This window comes from Brevibacterium sp. LS14 (assembly GCF_012027885.1).
Taxonomy (GTDB): domain Bacteria; phylum Actinomycetota; class Actinomycetes; order Actinomycetales; family Brevibacteriaceae; genus Brevibacterium; species Brevibacterium casei.
This window is the reverse complement of record NZ_SJXG01000047.1, coordinates 212,709-237,522: the sequence shown is the minus strand read 5'-3', so window position 1 is coordinate 237,522 and position 24,814 is coordinate 212,709. Positions and strand designations below refer to the sequence as shown.

General features: G+C 68.2%; 21 protein-coding genes. 12 read left to right on the top strand and 9 right to left on the bottom strand.

Annotated features, from left to right (window positions below; genetic code table 11):
- Positions 1-11: 11 nt before the first annotated feature.
- On the bottom strand, positions 12-962 hold the full coding sequence (locus tag EZE58_RS09100; RefSeq protein ID WP_167560318.1) for an isoprenylcysteine carboxylmethyltransferase family protein: 951 nt from the start codon (positions 960-962) through the stop codon (positions 12-14).
- Between the two features lie 10 nt (positions 963-972).
- On the bottom strand, positions 973-1,905 hold the full coding sequence (locus EZE58_RS09095) for a PhzF family phenazine biosynthesis protein (RefSeq protein WP_063248767.1): 933 nt from the start codon (positions 1,903-1,905) through the stop codon (positions 973-975).
- Positions 1,906-2,164: 259 nt separating this feature from the next.
- On the opposite strand from EZE58_RS09095, the gene EZE58_RS09090 reads away from it, so the two are divergent.
- The 3 genes from EZE58_RS09090 (at position 2,165) to EZE58_RS09080 (ending at position 6,775) form a co-directional block, all read left to right on the top strand.
- Positions 2,165-2,905 carry a M50 family metallopeptidase gene (locus EZE58_RS09090; RefSeq protein WP_063248766.1) on the top strand — a complete coding sequence of 247 codons (741 nt, stop codon included), beginning with the start codon at positions 2,165-2,167 and terminating at the stop codon, positions 2,903-2,905.
- A 375-nt stretch (positions 2,906-3,280) separates the two neighbouring features.
- Positions 3,281-3,964, top strand: coding sequence for an HAD family phosphatase (locus tag EZE58_RS09085; RefSeq protein WP_063248765.1), 684 nt, complete (start codon positions 3,281-3,283; stop codon positions 3,962-3,964).
- 462 nt (positions 3,965-4,426) lie between these two features.
- Positions 4,427-6,775 (top strand): HNH endonuclease signature motif containing protein, encoded by a 2,349-nt coding sequence (locus tag EZE58_RS09080; RefSeq protein ID WP_167560316.1) that lies wholly within the window; start codon positions 4,427-4,429, stop codon positions 6,773-6,775.
- A 192-nt stretch (positions 6,776-6,967) separates the two neighbouring features.
- Here EZE58_RS09080 and EZE58_RS09075 read toward each other — a convergent pair whose 3' ends face one another.
- Positions 6,968-8,578, bottom strand: coding sequence for a nucleobase:cation symporter-2 family protein (locus tag EZE58_RS09075; protein WP_009379791.1), 1,611 nt, complete (start codon positions 8,576-8,578; stop codon positions 6,968-6,970).
- A 489-nt stretch (positions 8,579-9,067) separates the two neighbouring features.
- Here EZE58_RS09075 and EZE58_RS09070 point away from each other — a divergent pair, with 489 nt between their 5' ends.
- The gene (locus EZE58_RS09070) at positions 9,068-10,558 is read left to right on the top strand and encodes an 8-oxoguanine deaminase (protein ID WP_167560314.1); all 1,491 of its coding nucleotides are present in this window, start codon (positions 9,068-9,070) and stop codon (positions 10,556-10,558) included.
- 7 nt (positions 10,559-10,565) lie between these two features.
- Here EZE58_RS09070 and EZE58_RS09065 read toward each other — a convergent pair whose 3' ends face one another.
- Positions 10,566-11,342 carry a GntR family transcriptional regulator gene (locus EZE58_RS09065; RefSeq protein WP_342474399.1) on the bottom strand — a complete coding sequence of 259 codons (777 nt, stop codon included), beginning with the start codon at positions 11,340-11,342 and terminating at the stop codon, positions 10,566-10,568.
- Between the two features lie 152 nt (positions 11,343-11,494).
- On the opposite strand from EZE58_RS09065, the gene eat reads away from it, so the two are divergent.
- The 7 genes from eat to EZE58_RS09030 all read left to right on the top strand — a co-directional run bounded on the left by eat (position 11,495) and on the right by EZE58_RS09030 (position 20,175).
- Entirely contained in the window at positions 11,495-12,931 is a 1,437-nt protein-coding gene (eat, locus tag EZE58_RS09060) for an ethanolamine permease (RefSeq protein WP_167560310.1), read from the top strand.
- A gap of 92 nt (positions 12,932-13,023) precedes the next feature.
- Positions 13,024-14,508: a glutamine synthetase family protein gene (locus EZE58_RS09055; RefSeq protein ID WP_240941205.1), complete on the top strand. Its 1,485-nt coding sequence runs from the start codon at positions 13,024-13,026 to the stop codon at positions 14,506-14,508.
- Positions 14,489-15,277, top strand: a complete 789-nt coding sequence (locus EZE58_RS09050; protein ID WP_167560308.1) for a gamma-glutamyl-gamma-aminobutyrate hydrolase family protein — start codon at positions 14,489-14,491, stop codon at positions 15,275-15,277. Before EZE58_RS09055 ends, EZE58_RS09050 begins: the two co-directional genes overlap by 20 nt.
- A 14-nt stretch (positions 15,278-15,291) precedes the next feature.
- Positions 15,292-16,659 carry an aldehyde dehydrogenase family protein gene (locus tag EZE58_RS09045; protein WP_167560306.1) on the top strand — a complete coding sequence of 456 codons (1,368 nt, stop codon included), beginning with the start codon at positions 15,292-15,294 and terminating at the stop codon, positions 16,657-16,659.
- Positions 16,660-16,770: 111 nt separating this feature from the next.
- Positions 16,771-17,547 carry a 3-oxoacyl-ACP reductase gene (locus tag EZE58_RS09040; RefSeq protein ID WP_009379773.1) on the top strand — a complete coding sequence of 259 codons (777 nt, stop codon included), beginning with the start codon at positions 16,771-16,773 and terminating at the stop codon, positions 17,545-17,547.
- 111 nt (positions 17,548-17,658) lie between these two features.
- Complete coding sequence (locus EZE58_RS09035) at positions 17,659-18,417, top strand: type 1 glutamine amidotransferase (RefSeq protein WP_009379763.1); 759 nt, start codon at positions 17,659-17,661, stop codon at positions 18,415-18,417.
- Positions 18,418-18,492: 75 nt separating this feature from the next.
- A complete protein-coding gene (locus EZE58_RS09030) occupies positions 18,493-20,175 on the top strand; it encodes an alanine/glycine:cation symporter family protein (RefSeq protein ID WP_100227503.1) in 1,683 nt (560 codons plus the stop codon).
- A gap of 60 nt (positions 20,176-20,235) precedes the next feature.
- Here the strand turns inward: EZE58_RS09030 and EZE58_RS09025 are convergent, their stop codons facing one another.
- The 5 genes from EZE58_RS09025 to EZE58_RS09005 all read right to left on the bottom strand — a co-directional run bounded on the left by EZE58_RS09025 (position 20,236) and on the right by EZE58_RS09005 (position 23,492).
- Positions 20,236-20,964 (bottom strand): hypothetical protein, encoded by a 729-nt coding sequence (locus tag EZE58_RS09025; protein WP_009379759.1) that lies wholly within the window; start codon positions 20,962-20,964, stop codon positions 20,236-20,238.
- On the bottom strand, positions 20,961-21,470 hold the full coding sequence (locus tag EZE58_RS17210) for a DUF6114 domain-containing protein (protein WP_009379757.1): 510 nt from the start codon (positions 21,468-21,470) through the stop codon (positions 20,961-20,963). Before EZE58_RS17210 ends, EZE58_RS09025 begins: the two co-directional genes overlap by 4 nt.
- Positions 21,470-22,084, bottom strand: coding sequence for a DUF6230 family protein (locus EZE58_RS09015; protein ID WP_009379755.1), 615 nt, complete (start codon positions 22,082-22,084; stop codon positions 21,470-21,472). The genes EZE58_RS17210 and EZE58_RS09015 overlap by 1 nt, the downstream gene beginning before the upstream one ends.
- A gap of 236 nt (positions 22,085-22,320) precedes the next feature.
- Positions 22,321-22,836, bottom strand: a complete 516-nt coding sequence (locus EZE58_RS09010) for a tetratricopeptide repeat protein (protein ID WP_100227502.1) — start codon at positions 22,834-22,836, stop codon at positions 22,321-22,323.
- Positions 22,837-22,850: 14 nt separating this feature from the next.
- Complete coding sequence (locus tag EZE58_RS09005; protein WP_009379750.1) at positions 22,851-23,492, bottom strand: GntR family transcriptional regulator; 642 nt, start codon at positions 23,490-23,492, stop codon at positions 22,851-22,853.
- 253 nt (positions 23,493-23,745) lie between these two features.
- On the opposite strand from EZE58_RS09005, the gene EZE58_RS09000 reads away from it, so the two are divergent.
- Positions 23,746-24,792: a 1-aminocyclopropane-1-carboxylate deaminase gene (locus EZE58_RS09000; RefSeq protein ID WP_167560304.1), complete on the top strand. Its 1,047-nt coding sequence runs from the start codon at positions 23,746-23,748 to the stop codon at positions 24,790-24,792.
- The last annotated feature ends 22 nt before the right edge of the window (positions 24,793-24,814 follow it).

The following is a 24,814-nucleotide window of genomic DNA, read 5'->3' as shown; positions in this document are numbered from 1 at the left end:
GGAGGTAGGACTCAGTCGGACTCGCTGCGCGCGGTCGATCGGGGCGTCGGGACCCAGCAGGCCACCTCGGCGGAGTAGTCGTCGAAGTCGGCACCGAAGCGGTCGCGGAGGTCGGCCTCCTCGAGGGGGCGGATCATCCAGTTCCAGAGCAGGGACCCGGCCAGGGCGTAGGCGATGACGAGCCATGAGTCGATGAACATGCCGATCGCCACGCCCTGGGCGACCCCGGCGACGGCCATCGGGTTGCGGAGGAAGCGGTAGGGGCCGTCGTCGACGAGACGGTTGGGCATCTCCGCGGGCAGGGGCGTGCCGCCGCCGTAGCGCGCCATCGTCACCGCCGCCCAGATGCCGAGCGCGCTCGCGAGGACGAGGAGGGCGAAGCCGGCGAGGACGACGAGGACGGGGAACTTCACCTCGAGGACCCAGCGCTCTTCGAGCGCGGAGATGATCCACGGGAGGATGACGAGGAAGACGCCCCAGAAGCACACGAGCTGGATGCCGGTGCGCATGAGCAGGGAGCGTTCGTCCTCGGTCCGGGAGCTCGAGAACGCGAACGGACCGAAGAGGAGCCGCTCGGTCGGGACGCGGCCGGCGAGCATGAGGGCACCGGCGATCGTGCTCGCGACGGCGGCGGCGATCATCGCCACGGCACCGAGGCCCGCCTCGGTGGTCACGGTCGCGTAGACGGTCGTACCGAGCGCGACGAGGATCGTCCAGGGGACGACGACCCACACGGCCAGGCGGACGCCGAGGGCCACGGTCGCGGAGGCGAGGACGAAGAGCGGGATGTCGAAGACGGCGACGACGACCGGCTCGAGGGACCCGAGCGTCGCGGTGCGGATGCCGGGGACGGTGAAGACGCCGAACCACCATGCGGCTCCGGCGAGGGCCTGGAGGGCGAACCAGATCCGGGCATGGGTACGGGTGAGCGGCAGGTCCGTGGAGGGGCGGGTGTGCGGCATCGTCAGCTCCTCACGCCTCGATCGTGCCGGTGATGCGCACCGTCGTCGGGCCGCCGACCCAGATCGACGGGGCGGGAGCGGGGGCTGTTTTGGTGGGGGCTGCCTCGTCGGGGTTCGGGTCTGAGTCGCCCGGGGTCGGGCGCTCGGACCTGATGCTGATGACCCCGGCGCGGCCGATCGCGGTGCCCTGGGTGGCGGTGTAGGAATCGGGGACGAGCCCCTGCCCGATGAGCCACTGCGCGACCGAGGCATTGAGGCTGCCGGTGACGGGATCCTCGGCGACGCCGACGCCGGGGACGAAGGCGCGGACCTCGTAGGCGTGCTCGGAGTCCGCCGGGTGGGCGCCGACGACGCCGAGCTTCGTGTCCGGGATCGCCGAGAAGTCGGGGGTGAGGGCAAGGACCCTCTCCGCGGCGTCGAGGCGCACCGCCGCCCAGCCGGGACCGTTGTCGACCCACGCGTGGTCGAGGATCTCGGTCCGGTCGACGCCGAGCGCCGAGGCGATGGCTGTGACGTCGTCCTCGTCGAGCGGTCCGGAGCGGAGGAGATCGGGAGCGGCGAAGGAGAGGTCGGCAGTGGTGGTCGTGCTGCTGTCGGGGCCGCTGCGGCGGAGGTCGACGAGGCCGACGCCGCACTCCTGGACGACCGTCGTCTCGCTGTGCGGGGTGCCGCCGGCGGCCAGCCATGCCGCGGCCGAGCCGAGCGTGGGGTGTCCGGCGAAGGGCAGTTCGCGGGAGGGGGTGAAGATCCGCAGGCGGTAGTCGGCCCGCTCATCGGTGGGCGGGAGGACGAACGTCGTCTCGGAGAGGTTCGTCCAGTTCGCGATCTGTGCCATCTCGTCGTCGGTGAGTCCCTCGGCGTCGAGGATCACGGCGACGGGATTGCCTCGGAAGGGCTCGCGGGAGAAGACATCGACCTGGGCGAACGCGCGACTGCGGGGCATGGGGGACTCCTCATCGTCATGGCTGACCTGTTCCCATCGTAGTGGGGCAAGCTCCGCGTTCTCACACAGCCCCCGAGGCTCCGACGCAGAAAGGGGACTTGTCGATCGGAGTCGTTCGTTCCGGCTTCGCCGACAGTGCTGCCCGCCCGACCTGTGGACAGCCTCCCACCGAGCTGAGCGCGTCACTCAGACTCCGTTCCTAGACTTGGGCGCTCAGGACTGGGCCGGGACGGGGCGAGCGAGGATCGACGAGGTGACGATGGATCTCAGGCAGGGCGTGGAGACGTGGTGGGAGGCCATCACCTCCGGTTTCGGGCGCGGGGACGGACTCGAGCTCGGGCCGACGCAGCTGCTCATCATCCTCGGCGTGCCTCTGATCATCACGATGACGCCGGCGATCTGGCGGTTCTTCGGGCTCTTCGTCACCTTCGTCCACGAGCTCGGTCACGCCTTCGCGGCGCTGACGACCGGACGGGTCGTGCGCGGGATCTCGCTCAACTTCGACCACTCGGGGCAGATGAACTCGTTCGGTCGGGTCGGATTCTCCGCGACATGGGCGGGATTCTGGGGATATCCGGCACCGGCGGTGCTCGGATTGGTCCTCATCACCTCGGCGATCTACGGCTGGGCACCGCTCGCGCTCTCACTCGGGGCACTCGTCCTCCTCATCGCGCTCATCTTCATCCGCAACGTCGCCGGCGTCGTCATCGCCGTGTGCACGGCCGTGGCCGCTCAGTTCCTCGTCGTCTTCCTGCCGCCCGAGTGGATCGCGGTCTTCGTCGCCGGGCTCGGCGTCGCGCTCGCCCTCGGCTCGCTCAAGGACCTCGTCAAGGTCATCCGCGTCCACACCCGCCGTCGGAACGTCCAGCAGTCCGACGCGTTCATCCTCAGCCGCGTCTCCGCGATCCCCGCGGGCGGCTGGCTCACCCTGTTCGCCCTCGTCATCGTCGGGTGCGCGATCGGGTCTGGACTCCTCCTCTACTCGGCGTTCGTCGTCTGATCCCCTCGCCGAGGCGGGGCTTGCCCCCCGAATCCCGACCGTCGTCGGGATCCCTGGTCAACCGGGGTTCCACCGGACCGGATCTTCCCGGTGATCCGAGTTTCCTCAGGCGCCGGAGTTCCCAAGGAGCCCTCGTTCCCCAGGACCGGGGTTCCGCGGGTGGCCGGAGGTCCTGGGGCCGCCGAAGATTACAGGGCGACCGGGCGACCGCAGTCACTGGGGACCGGGCCACCCCAACGGCGGTGCACGATTCGTGCGGGCGGGCACAGCCGCCTCGGCGAGGTGATGCTCCACCTCCCCGCCTGGGCGGTCGCCTGGGAGCGATGCACGGGACACCCGCACGCGGCGGCCACGGTGGGATGACAGAATCGGACTATGGATCTGAGCCCGAAGTTCGGTGCCGTGCTGTTCGACTGTGACGGCGTCCTCGTCGATTCCGAGAGCATCACGAACGAGGTGCTGCGCGGGATGCTCGCGGACATGGGATGGGACCTGACCCAGGAGGAGGCCGTCGCCAGGTTCGTCGGCAAGATGCTCCGCGACGAGGCCGACGTCATCGAGGAGCACACGGGCGTGCGGATCGACGCCGACTGGCTCGCCGACTTCCGACAGCGACGCAACGTCGAGCTCGAGGCCCGCCTCGAGGCGATCCCCGGCGTCGTCGACGCCGTGCACATCATCGAGAAGGCCTACCCCGGCAGGCTCGCGTGCGCCTCGAGCGCCGACCGGCCCAAGATCGAACTGCAGCTGAAGAAGATCGGCCTCTACGACGTCTTCAAAGGACGGATCTTCTCCGGCATGGAGCTGCCGCGGTCGAAGCCCGCCCCCGACGTCTACCTCGCCGCCGCGCATGCGCTCGGAGTCGACCCCGCCGAGGCGGCCGTCATCGAAGACTCCCCGACCGGCGTCATCGCGGGGCGGGCCGCCGGATCCTACGTCTTCGGCTTCTGCCCGCCGTCGCCCGTGCACCAGACGCCCGAGACCCTGCTCGCCGCCGGCGCCGACGCGACCTTCGACTCGATGGCGGAGCTGCCGGGGCTGGTCACGCGCGAGGGGTGAGGGCGGGGACTGGGTTTCCCACCTGTCCGCCTCTGATTCCAGAACGACGAATTGCACTCTGGGCTGCCGATTCAGCCTGCTCGGCCGTGCAGTCGGCCTGCTCGGCCGTCCAGTCGGTCCGTCCTTTCAGCCTGCCGATAGGTTGCCCCAGCCTGCCGATTGGCAGCCGAAAATCACTGAGCGTCCGAAATTCAATGAATTCGACGTTCGAAGAGATTTCGAAAAAAGGATTGACACGATTTGTGACGTGACCTACACTGGAATCAACGATCCACACTGAAGTGGAAAGGCAGGTGACCGGCAGTGGAGGACCCTTCGAACCCTGATGGGGCCGCTTGCGATGCCGCTGGTGATGACCAGCCGAATCAGCCGCGCACTCCTCGTTTCGATGTCGACCCCGATTCCCCGTTCGCCGACGCCCTTTCTGTCTACACCGCCTGTGACCGCGCGCATTTCGACGCGATGCGGACCACTGCCGGGCTGTTCCTCGACGAAGTCATCGAGCACCTCCGCCTCCTCAATCCCCGGCCCGATGAGCCCTATGCACATGCGTCGTTCATCGACACCGCCCACAGGTATGAGGTTCCCGAGAGCGACGAGCTCGAAGGCCCTTCGAACAGTGGTGCGTCTGCGGAGGCTGTGACCGACGAGGGTGAGTCCGCGAACTCCGATGGCCGTACCGACGAAGCGGAGTCCTCGAACGCGGACGGACCCACCGATGCCTCCCCCGACGAAGCAGCTGTCGGCGCTGCCGGCGAAGCAGCAGTCTCTGCAGCAGGACTCGGTGGAGCAGGACTCGGCGCAGATTCCCCGGAACCCGAGCATCTGCCGGGGTTCCCGCGGTTTCGGCCGGACTCGACGTTCTACAACTGGGTGCACATGTACTCCCACACCGAGGACCTTGCCGAATTCGCCACCGTCCTCGGCGCGACGACCTCGCGCACCTACAGCCACGTGACCGCGTCGATGATCCTCGTTCACGGGCTGCCGCAGTTCTATCAGCGCTGCCTCGACGGCGAGTTCACCATCGAACACGTCAACGTCGCGACGCGGCTGTGCCAGGACGTGCGCTTCGCACTGCTGCCGAACATCGACGACTACCTTGCCGGGAGGCGTGCCGACATCACCCCGGAGACGTTCGCGAAGTCCCTGGGCACACGGATCAATGCGATCCAGCCCGAACCCGATCGCACGAAGACGGCGCACGAGAAACGACGGGTGTCCATTACGACGTATCCCGACGGGACTGCCAGCGTCTCCCTCGTCGGACCCTCGGCCGACCTGCAGGCCTACTATCTGCGGATCGAGGCATTCGCGAAGGCGATCCGAAACGGCAACACGGCCTGTTTCGCCGACCAGCTGCCCGAGGGTGCCGTCATCGAAGACGATCGTGCGATCGACGCGCTGATGTTCGACATCGCCACATGCACCCGTCCCCAGGTCCGCATCGAAGTCCTCGCGGAAGACACCGAAACTGGGGCGACGACGACTCGGCAGATCCCGCTCGACCTCGAGCACGTCCGCAGCGTCGACGACATCGATGATTCCATCGCCGAGGCGGTCGACACCGCCACGAGCATCCCGGCCGGCAAGAGCACCGATTCGGTCGGCGGCGGAACCGGGGACGGGGCCGAGGACGGCGCCCGGGCCGGCGCTGACGGACTCCGCGCTGACGGACTCCGCGCTGACGGACTTCCCCATGACGGTTCCGGCAGACTTGCCGAGTCCGATGGCATCGTCGCCGAGGATTACGAGCTGGACTCCGGTTCGGTCGTCGATCGCGACGAACAGGGTCGCAGTCGCATCAAAGTGCTCGTGTCGATGCCGACGGGTCCGTACTGGTTCGCCCTGCAGGCGAAGATGATCACCACCGTGCCCTGTATGACTCTTCTCGGACAGTCCGACCTGCCCGGCGCCTTCCCCGATGGGTCGCCGATCCCGGCGGAGACGGCGAGGGCGATCGCTGGCCAGTGCTCGACCTGGACCAGGATCCTCACCGATCCTGCCACCGGTACTCCCATCGACGCCAAGGCCAAGAGCTACTACATCCCGCAGTCGGTGCGACAGACGCTGGTGACGAAATGGCAGAGATGCACGATGCCCGGCTGTCGACGGCGAGCGGAGTCCTCCGAAGTCGATCACATCATCCCCTACAACCACGATGATCCGGCCACGGGCGGACTCACCGTGTTCGGCAACCTCCACCCGCTGTGCAAGAAGGACCACCAGGCGAAGACCGACGGGAAGTGCTCGGTGAGCATGGACGAGAACGGCGTGCTGGAGTACCGATTCCCGCACGGAATCAGGGCGACGGTGGCTGCAGGGGACAACCCTGTCAACATCGAGAACGCTCGGCTGATGGGTGACGCGGCTCGGTTGATGGGCGACGGGGCTCAGAGCGTGAGCGGGAACGTGGGAGACGCTCCAGCGACAGACGATGGCGCGGGCACTGTTTCGGAACGAGGCAGCGCTGCGGGTGGCGACGGTGGCTCGGAGCGCGACAGTGGCTTTGATAGCGATGCAGTCACTCCTGTGCCGGAACCGGGTGACATCATGTTCGCTGAGGAGTGCCCGGGTCCCGAAGGAAGCGTCGGCTCTCCAGGCTGGGTGAACGCGCCGGAAATCTCCCCGTGGCTGCTCCGGTGCCGTGACGGTGAGGACTCAGGCGATCCGACCCTGGCGCACACGAACTCCCCGGAGCGAAACTCCCGGAATCCTGGCCCCAAGAATCCGGGCGCTCGAAAGTCGAACCCACAGAACTCGAAGGTACGGCGCTGGGTCTGGGACAACGGCGAACCCCCGCCGTTCTGACCAGCCTGTTCCTCAGTCTTTCGACCAGGCCCGCTTGGCCACCCACTCCCACGACTACTCGATAGCCGGGTCAGAAAGCCGCATGACCGCATGACCGCACGACCACTCAAAGGGGGACGGCCCAGTCAGACTGACTGGGCCGTCCTTCTCTGCACCGCTCTCCACCTTCGACAGGCTCACCGACCCGGTCTGTCAGCGGTCGGGCGTCTCCGTTCCCGTCTCCTCGATCACCCGGCGAACATCGTCACGGGTCTTGACCTCGCCGTTGCGGACCGCCTCGGCGATCTTCTCGTGCTGGTCATCGGTGACGACCGGGACCTCCTCACCGTTGCAGTCGACGATGCGGCCGTCCTTGATGGTGTCGCCCTCGGCGAGGATGGCCTCGTGATCGAGCAGGCGCTGCAGGTCCTCCCTGCGGACCACGCGACCGGTGCCGGCGACGAACACCGAGCGATCGGAGCGGTCCTTCGACTTCGCGCCGATGTGGTTGAAGATGAGGTTGAGGAGGACGGCCATGATCGTCGCGGACGAAATGCCCGAGTGGAGGATGATGCCGACCCACGACGGGAAGGCGTTGTAGAACTCGGGCGCGACGACCGGGATGATGCCGAACGCGAGCGAGACCGCGACGATGATCATGTTGAGGTTGCCCTCGTACTCGACCTTCGACAGGGTGCGGATGCCCGACGCAGCCACGGTTCCGAAGAGGACGATGCCGGCGCCGCCGAGGACAGGGGAGGGGATCGCCGCGACGACCCCGCCCATGACGGGCAGCAGACCGAGGACGACGAGGATGACGCCGCCGGCCGTGACGACGAACCGCGACTTCACGCCCGTGATCGCCACGAGACCGACGTTCTGTGCGAACGCCGACTGGGTGAACGAGTTGAAGACCGGGGACACGGCGGAGGAGAGCATGTCGGCGCGCAGGCCGTTGGCGATGCGCTTCGAGTCGACCTTCGTCTTCACGATCTCGCCGACGGCGATGATGTCGGCGGTGGTCTCAGCGAAGGTGACGATGATGACGATGAACATCGAGATGATCGCCGCCGCGGAGAATGTCGGCATGCCGAACGCGAAGGGCTCGGGGAAGGCGAAGACGCCTCGGTCGAGCACGTTCGAGAAGTCCGCCCAGCCGAAGATCAGGCAGACGATCGTGCCGACGACGATCGCGAGGAGGATCGACAGCCGCGAGATCATGGCGACCGGGATCCTGCTGAGCAGGAGGACGACGGCGAGGGTGCCGACGGCGATGAGGATGTTGCGCATGCTCCCGTAGTCGGGGGCCTCGGCGTTGCCGCCCATCGCCCAGCCCGCTGCCACCGGCATGAGGGAGAGACCGATCGTCGTGATCACCGTGCCCGTGACCACCGGTGGGAAGAACTTGACGATGAGCGCGAATCCCGGGGCGACGATGAGGCCGATCGCCGAGGCGACGATGACCGCTCCGAAGACCTCCGGCAGACCGTCGCCTCCCGCGAGGATCGCCGTCATCGTCGCGACGCCGGCGAACGACACGCCCTGGACGAGCGGCAGCTGCGACCCGAAGAACGGCACGCCCCACGACTGGAGGATCGTCGCGAGGCCGCCCATGAACAGACACGAGGCGATGAGCACGCTGATGCCGCTGTCGTCGAGTCCGGCGGCCTTGCCGATGATGAGCGGCACGGCGATGATCCCGCCGTACATCGTGAGGACGTGTTGGAACCCGTAGGCGAACGACGTCCCGACGGGAAGTCGCTCGTCCTCGGGGCGACGCTGCTTCTGCTGTGACTGCTTGGACACCGACATCTGCTTCTCCATTGAATTCCTGCCCGCTGATCCGGGCCCCCGGGCGCGAGCCTGAGTATCCGGACTCGAACCGGAGCGGTCGGATGTCAGTCCGACCTCCATGAGCTCGCCAGCGGCTTCCACGGAGCCGAGACCTCACCTGCGAGGGGTCGGCACCTCTGCTCATCATCATTCGATTCTCGGGAACAACTTCCAAGATGTGAAAGAAAGTTTCCTTATCGCAGAACACTAGGCGAAGTGAACGGCGATGGCAACTCGAATTCGTGATCCGGAACACATGCTAGAGTGCAGTCTTGTCGGTGTGCCCCGCAGGCACAAATCGCACGCGGCTCGGACTTCCGTTCGGACTCGGATCGAAGCCTGCGAAGAGGGACTGCGCACCGACCGGCGGAGCAGCAGACGCCGTGAAACCTGAGCTGGCGGCGATCGCCCCAGCGCAGTCGCCGCGACAGCGGGCGGGCCGTGGCCCACCTGAGAGCACACGCACGAGAGGCGACGCAGATGTCAAGAATCTGGCTGCGCAATCCCAGGGCCGTCCACCTCGGCCGCAGTACTGACGCGACCGCCGACGGTGGGATCGTCATCGACACTGAGACCGGGACGATCGTCGAGCTCGTGCCGGCCGGCGGTGAGCCCGGGGGAGACAACGCCGGCGGCCGTAAGCCCGTGGGCAGTGAGCCCGGCGGTGGGAATGGCGTCGGCGGTGAGACGGTCGGAGACAATGCCGCCGACGCATCTCCGCACAGCCGCGCCGGAGCCTTCGACGAGATCATCGACGTCAGCGATCATGTCATCACCCCGGGGCTCATCAACACCCATCACCACTTCTATCAGACGCTCACGCGCGCCTGGGCTCCCGTCGCCGACCTCCCGCTCTTCGGCTGGCTGACGAACCTCTACCCGGTGTGGGCGCGCCTGACCCCGCGGGCTCTCGAGCTCGCGACGACCGTCGCCCTGGCCGAACTCCTCGAATCCGGCTGCACGACTGCCGCCGACCACCACTACCTCTTCCCGACGGGCATGGACGACGCGATCGACATCGAGGTCGAGGCCGTCCGCCGCCTGGGCATGCGCGCGATGCTCACCCGCGGATCGATGTCCCTCGGCGAGGAGGACGGAGGCCTCCCGCCGCAGCAGACCGTCCAGGACCCCGAGGTCATCCTCGCCGACTCCCGCCGCCTCGTCGAGACCTACCACGAGCGCGGTGCCGGCGCGCAGGTGCAGATCGGCCTCGCCCCGTGTTCCCCGTTCTCGGTGACCACCGAGCTCATGCGCGAGTCCGCGGCGCTCGCCGCCGACCTCGACGTCCGCCTCCACACCCACCTCGCCGAGACCCTCGACGAGGAGGACTTCTGCCGCGAGCGCTTCGGCCTGCGCACCGTCGACTACCTCGACTCCGTCGGCTGGCTCAGTGACCGCACGTGGCTCGCCCACGGAATCCACTTCGACGACGAGGAGATCACCCGCCTCGGCGCGGCCGGCGTCTCCGTCGCCCATTGTCCGACCTCGAACATGCGCCTGGCCTCGGGCATCGCCCGCGCCGTCGAACTCGAGGACGCGGGCGTCCACGTCGGCCTCGGCGTCGACGGCTCCGCCTCGAACGACGCCTCGAACCTCATCCGGGAGGTCCGGCAGGCCCTCTACCTCCAGCGTCTGCGCTACGGCGCCGAGGCGGTCACGTGCGAGCGCGTCCTCGACTGGGCGACCGCGGGTTCGGCGGCAGCGCTCGGCCGCGACGACATCGGCACCATCGCGGTCGGCAGGCAGGCCGACCTTGCGCTGTTCCGCCTCGACGGGCTTGCCTTCTCCGGCTCCCACGACCCGATCCCCGCCCTCGTCCTCTGCGGCGCGGAGAAGGCCGACCGCGTCATGGTCGGCGGGCAGTGGCGCGTGATCGACGGTCACGCGATCGGCGCGGACGGGCAGGCGCTCGACAAGGAGGCCCTCATCGCCGCCCACCAGGAGGAGGCGCGACGGCTCGTCAGCGGGTGAGTCCTGCTCACCGCTCCTTTGTCGAGCCGTCCCCCTCGAGGAATCCGCGCAGGAGCTGCTCGGTGCCCTCGGCGTGCTGGGCCGCCAGCGTCGCCGCCGCCTCGCCGTCATGGTCGAGGATCGCTGCGACGAGCTGCTGATGCTGCGTGCACGAATGCTCGACGTTCGTGTGGATGAACGGAATCCGATCGAGCAGCGCATTGATCCGGTCCCGCGTCGTCGCCGCGGCATGCGTGAGCGACGGGATGCCTGTGAGCTCGGCGATCGTCAGATGGAAGCGGGCATCGAGGGCGCGGAACTGCTCGATGTCCTCGGCCGAGGACCCCAGCGGCATCCAGCAGCTCCGCTCCGCGGAGATGAGCCTCTCCCGCTCCTCGGCGCCGAGTTCGCGACCGGCCACGATCCGTGCCGCCGAGGTCTCGAGGATGTGCCGGAACCGGACCGCATCATCGAGCTCGCCGAGGTCGACCCCGGCTCCCGTGTCCGCGCTCGGCAGCCGAGTGACGAAGGCACCCCCGTACCGGCCCCGGCGGACGTCGACGACGCCGGCCGTCTGCAGTTCGCTCAGCGCCTGGCGCAGGGTGGCCCGTGAGACGTTGATCCGCGCAGCGAGCTCCCGCTCGGGCGGCAGCTTGTCGCCGACGAGGTACTGGCCGAGGCGGATCGCGCGCAGCAGCTCGGCGATCGTGTGTTCGAAGACGTTGCCCCCGCGCATCCGGGCAGGGCGAGTGGGGGAGTCAGCGGCGCTGTGCCTCTCGTCCCCGTCATCGGCAGTCCGTTCCACGCTCAAACCTCCTCTCACCTCGACTTCCCTCCGCGGCCTCGACGGAGCTCGTCTCGACCTTCGGCAGATCCTTGACACCGTGATCTGGGTCATATTACATTCGACCCCAGCCAATGGTCTGATTGTGATCCATTGAACGTGATGGGGCGGATATGAGCAAGAACATCGAGTACGGCAACGTCGACGAGAACTACCTCGAGAAGCGGCAGCTGAAGAAGGGCGCGGCCGGGTGGATCCTGCTCGCCGGCCTCGGCGTCGCCTACGTCATCTCCGGTGACTTCTCCGGCTGGAACCTCGGCCTCGCCGAAGGCGGCTGGGGCGGTCTCCTCATCGCCTTCCTCCTCATGGGGCTCATGTACGTGTGCATGGTCTTCGGCCTCGCCGAGCTCTCCTCGACCCTGCCGACCGCGGGCGCCGGCTACGGATTCGCCCGCCGCGCGCTCGGCCCGCTCGGCGGCTTCGCCACAGGCATGGCGATCCTCATCGAGTACACGATGGCTCCGGCGGCGATCTCGACGTTCATCGCCGGCTACGTGCAAGCCCTCGGCATCCTCCCCGAATCCGTCCCCACGTGGACGATCTACCTCGCCGCGTACGCGATCTTCGTCGGCGTCCACCTCTGGGGCGTGGGCGAGGCGCTGCGGCTGATGTTCGTCATCACCGCCATCGCCGTCATCGCCCTCATCGTCTTCGTCGTCGCCGCGGTCGGCCACTTCGATGCCGCGAACCTCTTCGACATCGAACCGACGACCGCTCTCGGCTCGAGCGCGTTCCTGCCGATGGGCTTCAGCGGTCTGCTCGCCTCGCTCGTCTTCGGCATCTGGTTCTTCCTCGCGATCGAGGGCGTGCCCCTGGCCGCCGAGGAGTCCGCCGACCCGAAGCGCGACATGCCCCGCGGCATCATCACCGCGATGGCGATCCTCGTCGTCTTCGGCGCCCTCATGCTCCTCCTCGTCCCCGGCATCGCGGGCTCGGCGGCCATGGGCGAATCCGACAACCCGCTGCCCGAGGCGCTGCGCTTCGTCTACGGCGAGAACTCGTGGCTGGCGACCTTCGTCAACTGGGCAGGCCTCGCGGGTCTCATCGCGAGTTTCTTCTCGATCATCTTCGCCTACTCCCGCCAGCTCTTCGCCCTCTCCCGCGCCGGTTACCTGCCCAAATGGCTCTCCCTGACCGGCAAGCGCAAGACCCCGGTCCTCGCGCTCATCGTCCCCGGCACGATCGGCTTCCTCATCGCCGTCCTCTCCGGCGGCAACGGCGGAGTCCTCCTCAACGTCGCCGTCTTCGGCGCCACCGTCTCCTACGTCCTGCTCAACCTCTCCCACATCCGGCTGCGCTTCAAGGAGCCGGACCTGCCGCGCGGCTACCGCACCCCCGGCGGTGTGGTGACGACGGGCATCGCCCTCGTCCTCGCCTCGGTGGCCGTCGTCGCGACCTTCTTCGTCGACATCCTCGCCGCCGCGATCGCCGCGGGCGTCTTCCTCATCGCGCTCGCCTACTTCTGGTTCTACTCCCGCCACCACCTCGTCGCGAGCGCCCCCGAAGAGGAGTTCGCCCAGATCGAGGCCGCCGAGAGCGAACTCAAATAGACAGCCAACTCAGACAGGCAGCGAACTCAGACAGATCCTGACCACCTCAACGACCGACGAGACAGCACGCACAGAGAACTGAGGTACCACCGATGACCCACCTGACCACGCCCTCCGAGGCCACCCCCGCCGAGGTGGCAGCCCCTGCCGATGTCGCCCCGGCAGCCGCCTCGGCGCCCACGACGGCACACGCCCCGCAGCGGACGACCCGCGGATCCCTCCAGGCGAAGTCGCTCACCCTCGACGAACTGCGCCGACTCACCGAGGCCGGAGAGATCGACACCGTCGTCGTCGCCGTCACCGACGCCCAGGGACGCCTCCAGGGCAAACGGCTGGGCGCACAGTTCTTCCTCGACGACGTCGCCGGGCACGGCTCCGAGGCCTGCAACTACCTGCTCGCCGTCGACGTCGACATGAACACCGTCGACGGCTACGAGATGTCCTCGTGGGAGACCGGGTACGGCGACATGGTCATGCAGCCCGACCTCGCGACCCTGCGCCTCATCCCATGGCAGCCGGGCACGGCCATGGTCAACTGCGATCTCTTCTGGACCACCGGCGCCGAGGTGACCGCCTCCCCCCGGCAGATACTCAAGAAGCAGCTCGACCGCCTGGCCGAGGCGGGGATGAGCGCCCACGTCGGCACCGAACTCGAGTTCATCACCTTCGATACGAGCTACGAGGACGCGTTCGCCTCGAAGTACCAGGGGATGACCCCGGCGAACCAGTACAACGTCGACTACTCCCTCCTCGGCACCGCTAGGATCGAACCGCTGCTGCGCGACATCCGCAACTCGATGGCCGGTGCCGGCCTCTACGTCGAGGGAGCGAAGGGCGAGTGCAACTTCGGTCAGCACGAGATCACCTTCCGCTATCAGCAGGCGCTCAAGGCCTGCGACGACCACGCGGTCTACAAGAACGGGGCGAAGGAGATCGCCGCCCAGCACGGGAAGTCGATCACCTTCATGGCGAAGTACGACCAGAAGGAGGGATCGTCGTGCCACATCCACCTGAGCTTCCGATCCGCTGACGGCGACATGGTCATGGCCGGCGACGGTGAGCACGGCTTCTCCCCACTCATGGAGCACTTCATCGCCGGCCAGCTCGCCTGCATCGAGGACTTCACGTACTTCTTCGCCCCGAACATCAACTCCTACAAGCGCTTCGTCGAGGGCTCGTTCGCCCCCACCGCCGTGGCCTGGGGCTTCGACAACCGCACGTGCGCGTTCCGCATCGTCGGCTCGGGGCCGTCCCTGCGCGTCGAATGCCGGGTCGGCGGCGCCGACCTCAACCCCTACCTCGCCGCGGCCGCCCTCATCGCCGCCGGCCTCCACGGGATCGAGAACGAACTCGAACTCCCGCCGATCACCGAAGGCAACGCGTACACGACCGATGCGAAGCGCCTGCCGACGACGCTCACCGGGGCCCGCGACCTGCTCGAGAACTCCGAGATCGCCAAGGCGGCCTTCGGAGACGACGTCGTTCGCCACTACGTCCATGCCGCCGATGTCGAACTCGACGCCTACAATGCGACCGTGACCGACTGGGAGAGGATCCGTGGCTTCGAACGACTCTGAGAGGGCTGACGCCGCCCCGGTCATCGCGATCACCTCGTACATGCAGCAGGCCCAGTGGGGAGTCTGGGACGCCGAGGCGGCCCTCATCCCCGCCGACTACGTCCGGATGGTCGCGGGGTGCGGGGCGATCCCCGTCCTCCTGCCCCCGCACGGGCAGACGCCCGAGGTCCTCGACCGCGTCGACGGCCTCCTTATCGCCGGCGGTGCCGATGTCGCCGCCGAGGCTTACGGGCAGGTTCCGCACGAGCGCACCGGCTCCCAGCCCTTCCGCGACGAGTCCGAGTTCCTCCTCTTCCGCGGCGCGCGGGAGCGCGGGCTGCCCGTCCTCGGCATCTGCCGGGGCCTCCAGGTCATCACCGTGGCCACCGGGGGCACCCTCATCCAGCACCTGCCCGAGGTCCTCGGGCACTCCGACTACCAGCCGAACCCCGGCGTCTACGGCGAGGTCGCGGTGACGACGGAGCCGGGCAGCCTCGCCCGGGCCATCCTCGGGGAGTCGGCGACGGCACCCTGCTATCACCATCAGGCGGTCGACCGTCTCGGCGAGGGATTCGTCGTCACCGCCCGCAGCGGTGACGGACTCATCGAAGCCATCGAACCCGACCCTGCCGACTCTGCGGAGACCGGCGAGGACGGGTGGCTGTTCGCGGTGCAGTGGCACCCCGAGCACAACCCGGACGACGCCCGCGTCGTCTCAGCCCTCGTCGACGCGGCCAGGCAGCGGATGAGCGGGACCGGGGTCCGCCTCGGCGAGAGGATCACAACGTGAAGGAGAGCAGTGACGTGAGTACGTTCACCGTCGTCAACCCGGCCAATGAGGAGTCGATCGCCGAGGTGGAGCTCGCCGATGTCGACGCCACCGACGCCGCGATCGCAAAGGCGCAGACGGCCTTCGACGTGTGGCGGAAGGTCGCCCCCGGCGACCGGGCGCGGCTGCTGCGGCGCTTCGCCGACGCTGTCGACGGGGCGATCGACGAACTCGCCGCACTCGAGGTCGCCAACGCCGGGCACACGATCTCGAACGCGACGTGGGAGGCGGGCAACGTCCGTGACGTCATCGAGTACTTCGCGGCGATGCCCGAACGCCTCTTCGGCCGGCAGATCCCCGTCGACGGGGGAGTGAACATCACCTTCGCCGAACCGCTCGGGGTCGTCGGGGTCATCGTGCCGTGGAACTTCCCGATGCCGATCGCCTCGTGGGGGTTCGCCCCCGCGCTCGCCGCCGGCAACACCGTCGTCCTCAAACCGGCCGAGATCACCCCGCTCACGGCGATCCGCATCGGCGAACTCGCCCGCGAAGCCGGGATCCCCGAGGGCGTGCTTCAGGTCATCCCCGGCAAGGGATCGGTCGTCGGCGAACGCTTCGTCACCCACCCGGCCGTCCGGAAGATCGTCTTCACCGGCTCCACCGAGGTGGGCAAGCGGATCATGGCCGGCTGTGCGGCGCAGGTGAAGAACCTCACCCTCGAACTCGGCGGCAAGAACTCGAACATCGTCTTCGACGACGCCGACATCGCCGCCGCTGCGGCAGCGGCCCCCGGGGGCGTCTTCGACAACTCGGGACAGGACTGCTGCTCTCGCTCGCGGCTGCTCGTCCAAAGGGGGATCTATGACGAGTTCATGGCCGCCCTCGAGGAGTCCGTCGGAGACTTCGCCGCCGCCGATCCGACGCTTCCGGACACGGCGATGGGACCGCTGGTCACCGCGGCGCACCGGGACAAGGTCGCCTCCTACGTCGCCGCCGGCGAGGTCGCGTTCCGGGGAACGGCACCGGAGGGACCGGGGTTCTGGTTCCCGCCGACCGTGCTCACCCCGGCTTCGACCTCCACCGCTGACTTCACGGAGGAGATCTTCGGTCCCGTGCTCTCGGTCGTGCCCTTCGACACCGAGGCCGACGCCCTGCGGATCGCCAACGACACCGAATACGGGCTCTCGGGCTCGATCTGGACGAACAGCCTCGACCGGGCGATGCGGGTCTCCCGCGGGGTCGAGGCCGGGAACCTCTCGGTGAACTCGCACGCCTCGGTCCGGTACTGGACGCCGTTCGGCGGGTTCAAGCAGTCCGGGCTCGGCCGCGAGCTCGGCCCCGACGCGGTCGCGTCATTCACGGAAGTCAAGAACGTCTTCTTCGCGACCCGGCCGGGGGAGTGAGCCGGGCTCGGCGAGCTCCAGACCCACCACCTCAGCCACACCACCTCAGACACACCAACTCAGACACACCAACTCAGACACACCACCTCAGACACATCACCAAGGAGAACCATGACCACAGCGGCAACCCGACTCAAGGACAAGGTCTGCGTCATCACCGGCGGTGCCTCGGGCATCGGGCTGGCGAGCGCGAAGCGGCTCGCCGAAGAGGGCGCGAAGGTCGTCATCGCCGACCTCGACGAGGCTCGCGGCCAGGAGGTCGCCGAGGAACTCGGCGGGCTCTTCGTCCGCGTCAACGTCGCCGACGAGGAGGATGTGAAGAACCTCTTCGACACCACCGTCGAGCACTACGGCCGGGTCGACGTCGCGTTCAACAACGCCGGCATCAACCCCACCGAGGACAATTCGATCCTCACGACCGACCTCGCCGCGTGGCAGAAGGTCCAGACGGTCAACCTCACCTCGGTCTTCCTCTGCTGCAAGTACGCGCTCACCCACATGGTCAGGCAGAGGTCGGGATCGGTCATCAACACCGCATCGTTCGTCGCCCTCATGGGGGCCGCCACCTCGCAGATCTCCTACTCGGCCTCGAAGGGCGGGGTGCTCTCGATGAGCCGAGAACTCGGGGTCCAGTTCGCCAAGGACGGCATCCGCGTCAACGCCCTGTGTCCCGGACCGGTGAACACGCCGCTGCTCCAGGAGCTCTTCGCCGCCGACCCCGTGCAGGCTCAGCGCCGCCTCGTCCACGTGCCCAGCGGCCGCTTCGGTGAGCCCGAGGAGATCGCCGCGGCCGTGGCGTTTCTCGCCAGCGACGATTCGACGTTCGTCAACGCCTCCACGTTCACCGTCGACGGCGGCATCACCTCGGCGTACGTCACTGCGGAGTGAGGGCGGCGGCTGAGTTGGGGCGTGCGGGGCTCTCGGTCAAGCCGGAGCGCACTTTTCGGGCGTTCCTCGCATCGCAAAGTGCTCGCCGGCTTGACCGAGGAGAATGAGGCCATGGCAGACGTGAGGATTCTCGTCATCGAACACGAGAAAGGCACCGGTCCTGAACGCTTCGGGCAGTGGCTCGAGGAGGCCGGCGCCGAGGTGGTCGTCGTCCGTCCGTACCTCGGCGAGGCGATCCCGGCCCCCGGCGACTACGCTGCGCTCCTCGTCCTCGGCGGCGCCGCAGGTCCCCTCGAGGACACGGCGAATCCGTGGTTTCCGCAGGTGAGGGAGCTGCTGCAGCGCTCTGCTGGCGGTGAGTTCCCGAGCTTCAACGTCTGCCTCGGCGGGGAGCTGCTCGCCGCGGCCACGGACGCGCGGATCTCCCGGCGGGAGCGCCCGCAGATCGGGATCTACGATCTCCGCACCACCTCGGCGGGGGAGTCGGACCCGGTCTTCGCCGCACTCGCCGGACGGACGCTGCCCTCGGTGCTCTTCCATCAGGAGGAGATGAGCCTGCCGGAGGGTGCGGAACTCCTCGTCACCGGCTCGGACGCGCCTGTGCAGGGGTTCCGGGTCGGCGAGTTCGCGTGGGGGACGCAGTTCCACCCGGAGACCGACGCCGTGCAGATCGCCCGCTGGCTGTCCTCGGACTCGGTCCCGCTGCCCGAGGGGAAGACGGCCGAGTCGATCGTCGAGGAGGTCCGCGCCGCCGACGCGGAGCTCATCGCGTGGGGCCGCGAGCTCGCGCAGAGATTCGTCGAGTATCTGCGCAGGCGAGAGGGCCGAAACGGCGCTGGGGCGGATGACGTCAACCTGACAACGAGCTGAGCGCTTGTTAGGTTGATGCTGGGTGCCGGTCCCGGACCGATCCTCCGGACGAATCCCTCACTCGCACCCGTGCGCATGAATTCCATAACTGAACACCTGTCCCAGCTCTCGGCCGTCGAGGCCCCGACCGGCACACTCCAGGCCGCCGACACAGTGCAGGCCGCCGGAATCGACCAGGCGATCGAGTCCTTCCTCGGGCCGATCGCGCAGACCTTCAGCAGCATCGTCTTCTTCGAGCTGCGCATCGGCGACCTCGGCATCCCGCTCATCGTCGTCTGGCTCATGGCCGCCGCGGTCTTCCTCACGATCTACCTCCGCTTCCATCCGGTCACCGGTCTGAAGTACTCGCTCGGCATCATCCGCGGACGCTTCACCCGCAAAACCGACCCCGGTCAGGTCTCGAGCTTCCAGGCGCTCGCCACCGAGCTCTCGGGCACCGTGGGCCTGGGCAACATCGCCGGTGTGGCCGTGGCGATCACGGTCGGCGGACCGGGCGCTGCGCTGTGGATCATCATCTTCGGCTTCTTCGCGATGACGGTGAAGATGGCCGAGGCGACGCTCGGCGTGAAGTACCGGCGCATCAACGACGACGGCACGGTCGCCGGCGGGCCGATGTACTACCTCCGCGACGGTCTCGCCGAGATCGGACGCCCGAAGCTCGGGAAGTTCTTAGCCGCGTTCTACGCCCTCACCGCGGTCATCGGCGTCATCGGTGCCGGCAACCTGTTCCAGGCGAACCAGGCGGCGTCGATCCTCGTCGGCGCCACCGGGGGCGAGGACAGCTTCCTCGCCGACAGGCTCTGGCTCATCGGCGTCGTCATCGCCGCCCTCACCGCGCTCGTCATCCTCGGCGGGATCCGGAAGATCGGGCAGTGGACGTCGAAGCTCACGCCGATGATGGCGATCCTCTACTTCCTCTCCGTCATCGTCATCCTCATCGTCAACGCGGGCGCCATCCCCGGCGCGTTCGTCCTCATGGTCGAGGGCGCGTTCAGCCCCGACGGCATCGCCGGGGGCATCGTCGGCGTCGCGATCGTCGGCATTCAGCGGGCGCTGTTCTCCAACGCCGCGGGCATCGGCTCGGCCGCGATGGCCCATGCCGCGTCGAAGACGACGAAGCCGGCGACCGAGGGCTTCGTCGCGATGTGGGAGCCGCTCATCGACTCCGTCATCGTCTGCACGCTCACCGCGCTCGCGATCATCACCACCGGGCTCTACACGACGAGCACCGAGGACGGCATCGGGCTGACCGCCGAGGCATTCGGCACTGTGAGCAGCTGGTTCCCGATCCTGCTCACCGTCGCCGTCGTCCTCTTCGCGTTCTCGACGATCCTCGCCTACGGCTACTACGGGCAGCAGGCCCTGGGCTACCTGACGGGGAACTCGAAGAAGGCGGACAAGGCGTACCAGATCTTCTGGATCCTCGCCGTCATCGTCGGCGCCTCGATGTCGCTCGAGTCGGTCATCGCCTTCTCGGATGCGATCTTCTTCCTCATGGCCCTTCCCAACCTGCTCGGCATCTACTTCCTCTGCCGCATCCTCCGCCTCGAGATCCTCCGGCTGCGGAAGAAGATCGACGTCGGGGTGGTCACCGAGATCAGCCCGCCGGAGCTCCAGGTGGGCATGGGCGACCATGAGCCCACCTCGGAGCAGGTCGCCGCCGCCGAGGCGGGACGCCGGCGCAAACGCGACCGGCTCCGCGAGGTGCGCAGCACGCTTAAGGAGAAGAAGCTCGCCCGCGCGAAGAAGGGCGAGTGAAGCGGCCGACCGGCTGTCCGGTCGGCCACCTCACTCCGCGGCTCAGGGCCGCTCCGTGGCTCAGGGCTTGACGATCTTCTGATCGGTGTTCGAGTAGCTGATCGAATCGGCCATCGAGCCGACGAGGCCCATCGTCACCCGCACCAGTCCCGGTTCGACGTCGTCGAGCGGGGGCGGGGTGTCGGTGCCGATGGTCAGCGACTTCCCGTCCTTCGTCGTCGCGGTGATCGACCCGATGTAGACGCTCACATCTCCCTTGAGCGTCATCTCGTCCGCCTTGGTCACGAGGCCCGGCTCACCGGGCGGGCGGACCGTGAGTGAGAAGCCGGTGATCGTGATCGAATCAGCGGTGATCTTCAGCGCCCGGATCGACCCCCCGTCCGCGGTGGGCACCGAGACGATCGAGACGCCGCTCAGCCCCGTGAACGAGAGCTTCTCCGAGCCCAGCGACGCCGGGGTCTTCGCGAAGATCGGCGCATCGTCGTCCTCCGTCGCCTCGACGGGGTCCGGGGACTCAGTGGGCTGCGGTGACTCCGTGGGCTCCGGGGCCTCCGTCGGCGACTCGGTCGGACCAGGCGTCGGGGACTCGGTGGGTGACTCCGTCGGGGTCGGTCCCACGCTCGGTCCCGGTTCGGCCGGATCCCCGCACGGGGACTGCGGACTGCACAGCGCCCCGGAACCGGGCCCCACCTCGGCGGCGGAGGCCCCCATCGACGTGAGCACCGTCGCGGGAACGGTGAGGGCGAGTGCCGAGAGAGCCAGCGCGGCGCTGCGGACGGGCGCCCTCATACGGTGCCTTCCCGGCTCGCGGTCTCCGCGACGTCCCTCCGTTCGTCCACCGATCCGAGGGACTCTGCGCTCGGTTCCCCGCTCGATGCCCCGTTCGGTTCGCGGGGACCCATCCACGCGACGACGAGCACGGCGCCGATGCTCGCGAGCAGCATTCCGAGGATGAAGCCGCCGAGGTTGACCCCGACGAGCGAGTAGACCGCGATGATGAGCGCGAGGATCCCGTAGAACACGTGGTGGACGGGCATCGCCATCGCGAGGACGCCGAGGACGACGAGGGTGATCGGGATGATCGTCGCCTGGAGTCCCTCGATGCCGAGCTGGATGTGGAGATTGCCCGTGTCGAGCTGACCGGAGAAGAAGAGCTCGATCCCGCCGAGGATGACGAGGAGGCCGCCGATGAACGGCCGCTGCCGGCGCCAGCGTCGGAAGCCGCCGGTCCGCTCCGTCCGGTGGCGACCGCGGCGTGACTGTGTGTTCGCTCGTCGTGTCTGTGCGCTCGCCATCAGAAGCACGTCTTCGATCCGTCGGTGAGCTCGAGCTTCATCCCCTTGAGGGTGAAGACTGACGCCTGCGTGCTCCACGCCGTCTGCTCGAGTCCCGAGATCGAGATGGTGTCCGAATCCTGGGCGAAGTCGCCCGCAGTGCCCTTGGCCTTGGTGTTGACGTCGGAGGCGTCGACGCCGATGCGGATGTTCGAGAACTCGGCGTCGCCCTTGAGTCCGGTCATCCCGATCTGCAGATCGCTCGCCGTCGCCGGTTGGCCGCCACCGCCGGCGGTGATGAGCACACCGGCCTTCCCGAGTGGCGTGTCGGTGACCGCGGACTGGCAGAGATCGCTGAGCTCGGCGCTCTTGATGTTCGCGATCGCGACCGTGTGCTTGCCGCCCTCGCTGTCCTCGGCGGTGCCGCCGTACTGGGAGAACCCCGTGCCCTCGAGCTGGGAGGCGCTGATCTGGAACTGGCTTCCCGACACCGAGAACGAGACCGGCACGGCACCCTGCGCGACACCTCCCATGAGACCGGCGGAGACGACGCCGGCGGGAATCGCGACGAGCGCGATCCGTCCGGCATACGACGAGGTGAGCTTGCTGATGTGGCGGAACTTCGGGAACTTCATCGATCCTCTTCCCGACGCCGACGACTGCGTCGGCGCCTCAATATGTGACGTAAGTTACTACGGGGTGTTACTGGCGAGTATATCGATCGTCCTTTCAGACGCAACACCCTCTGAGGTCGCCGATGGGCGAGGTTTTCTTGCCCGCAGTGCGCCAAGAGGGGCTGCGGGATCGGGCGGCGGTGCTCGTCGGGTCGTGCGGGCAGGTCGCGATCAATGCGGGTGGGGAACCGGGCCCCTCAGCGCTCGGGGTCGACCGCGCGGCGGCGCAGAGCGAAGGCGAGCGCCTGCTCGGCCGATTCGAGAAGTGCGGGGTCGCCGGAGAGGCGCATCGAGACCGCGATGCGGAAATCGTCGATCGCGTCGTCGACGCGACCAGCTGCCAGGAGCGCCTTTCCCCGGTGCTGTCGCATCGTGGCCTCCAGCGGGGTTCCGGCGGTCTCCGCGACGAGGCGATCATAGACGTCCGCGGCCTCGCCGGGTGCGCCGAGTTCGCGCAGGCAGTCGGCTCTGAGCGCGCGGGTGCGCAGCGTTGGGGGATGGTCGTCGAGCATGCGCAGAGCTGCGGCAGGTTCGTCGGACCACAGTCGTTCGAGGACCGGACACAACGGATCCTCGGCGAGTCCCGCCCGGAACGCCTGCAGGTCGACGATCGCCGGTCGCAGATCGCTGCCCCGCAGGATCCACCCCTGACCGCCGACGACGTCTGCGATCTCCGTCGGCGGCGCTTCGCTCTCAGGCGGTTGCTCTGCCATCTCCGACATCGCGTTCACCCCTCGAGGACGGACCAGTTCTCCCTGGTCAGGGTGACGGCGAGATCGTGGTCGTCGGCGCGGATCGCGGCCAGGATCTCGATGTGCTGCTCCGGCGAGGCTGACCCCTTCTCCGAATCGAAGTGGAGGTACTCCGCACGGCGCAGCGTCGCGGTGACGACCTCGAGATGGTCGAGGATGAGCGGGTTGCCGCTGCGCGTGAGCGCCACCGCGTGGAAGTCGTCGTCGGCGGCGATCGCCGCCTCGCTGTCCGAGGCCTCGAGCGCGGCCTGGAGGCGTGCGTTCGCCTCCTCCATCTCGGCGACATCGTCGGCGTCGAGGTGCGGCAGTGCGAGCTTCATCCCCAGCGCATGGAGTTCGGCGGCGACCTGGCGGGCGTTGATGATCGCCGCAGGGTTCTCCGGGGCAACGCGGGTCATCTTCCCCGGCTCCGCGACGACGAGGCCGGCCTGGGCGAGGCGCTGCAGGGCCTCGCGCACCGGGGTGCGGGAGACCCGCAGCCACGACCCGAGCTCCTGATCGCGCAGCTGCTCTCCCGGTGCGAGCTGACCGCGGATGATGGCATCGCGTATCGACCGGTAGACGTCGTCGCGCAGCAGCGTGCGGTGCGGGATCGGTGACGCCTCGGGTATCGGCACGGCTGCTCTCCCTGTCTATGCGGTGACGGTTGGTCTGTACGGTGACAGCTGATCTGTGCGGTGACGGCTGGTTGGCCAGCCCCTGTGAATCCTGACATGTGGGATGGTCGGTCGCTCCTCATTGTAGCGACGCTCGGAATGCAATATATTGCATATCGTGAGGTGGGTCTCAACGACGAGGCCCATCCACCACTGCCCGTGACCCGACCGACAGCGACACAGTCCCAGCACCGCCCCCAGAGACAAGGACGCCATGGCCATCACCGACTTCGAGCGCTACCCCCTGACCTTCGGCCCGAGCCCCGTGCACGAGCTGCGCCGACTGAGCGACCACCTCGGTGGGGCGACGATCTGGGCGAAGCGCGAAGACGTCAACTCGGGTCTCGCATTCGGCGGGAACAAGACCCGCAAACTCGAGTACATCGTCCCCGACATCCTCGCCTCGGGCGCGGACACGCTCGTCTCGATCGGCGGCTACCAGTCCAACCACACCCGCCAGGTCGCCGCCGTCGCCGCGCACCTCGGGCTGAAGTCCCGCCTCGTCCAGGAGCGCTGGGTCGACTGGGACGACCCGGTCAACGACCGGGTCGGCAACATCGAGATCTCACGGATCATCGGCGCCGACGTCCGCCTCGACGACTCCGGTTTCGACATCGGCTTCCGCTCGAGCTGGGAGGACGCGATCGCCGAGGTGGAGGCCGCCGGCGGCACCCCGTACCCGATCCCGGCCGGAGCCTCGGAGCATCCCCTCGGCGGACTCGGGTTCGCGAACTGGGCGTACGAGGTCGCCGGACAGGAGGCCGAGCTCGGGGTCTTCTTCGACACCATCGTCGTCTGCACGGTCACCGGATCGACGCACGCCGGCATGATCGCCGGCTTCGCCGCCGTCGAAGCCGCCGGCGGCCGGCCCCGGACGATCATCGGCATCGACGCCTCGGCGACGCTGGACAAGACCCGCGAGCAGGTCAAGCGGATCGCGAACCGCACCGCCGACCTCATCGGGCTCGGCCGCGAGATCACACCGGCCGAGGTCGACATCCGCTCCGGCTGGCAGGGACCCGCCTACGGCATCCCCGACGAGACGACGGTCGCCGCGATCCGCACGACCGCCGAACTCGAAGGCGTCATCCTCGACCCCGTCTACGAGGGCAAGTCGATGGCCGGACTCATCGACCTCGTCGGGGACGGGACGATCGGCGCGGATTCGACGGTCCTCTACGCCCACCTCGGCGGACAGCTCGCCCTCAACGCGTACAGCTCGATCTTCTCCGAGGCTCCGACCCCCGCCACGACCCGCTGATCCCCCCTTCTCGAAAGGCACA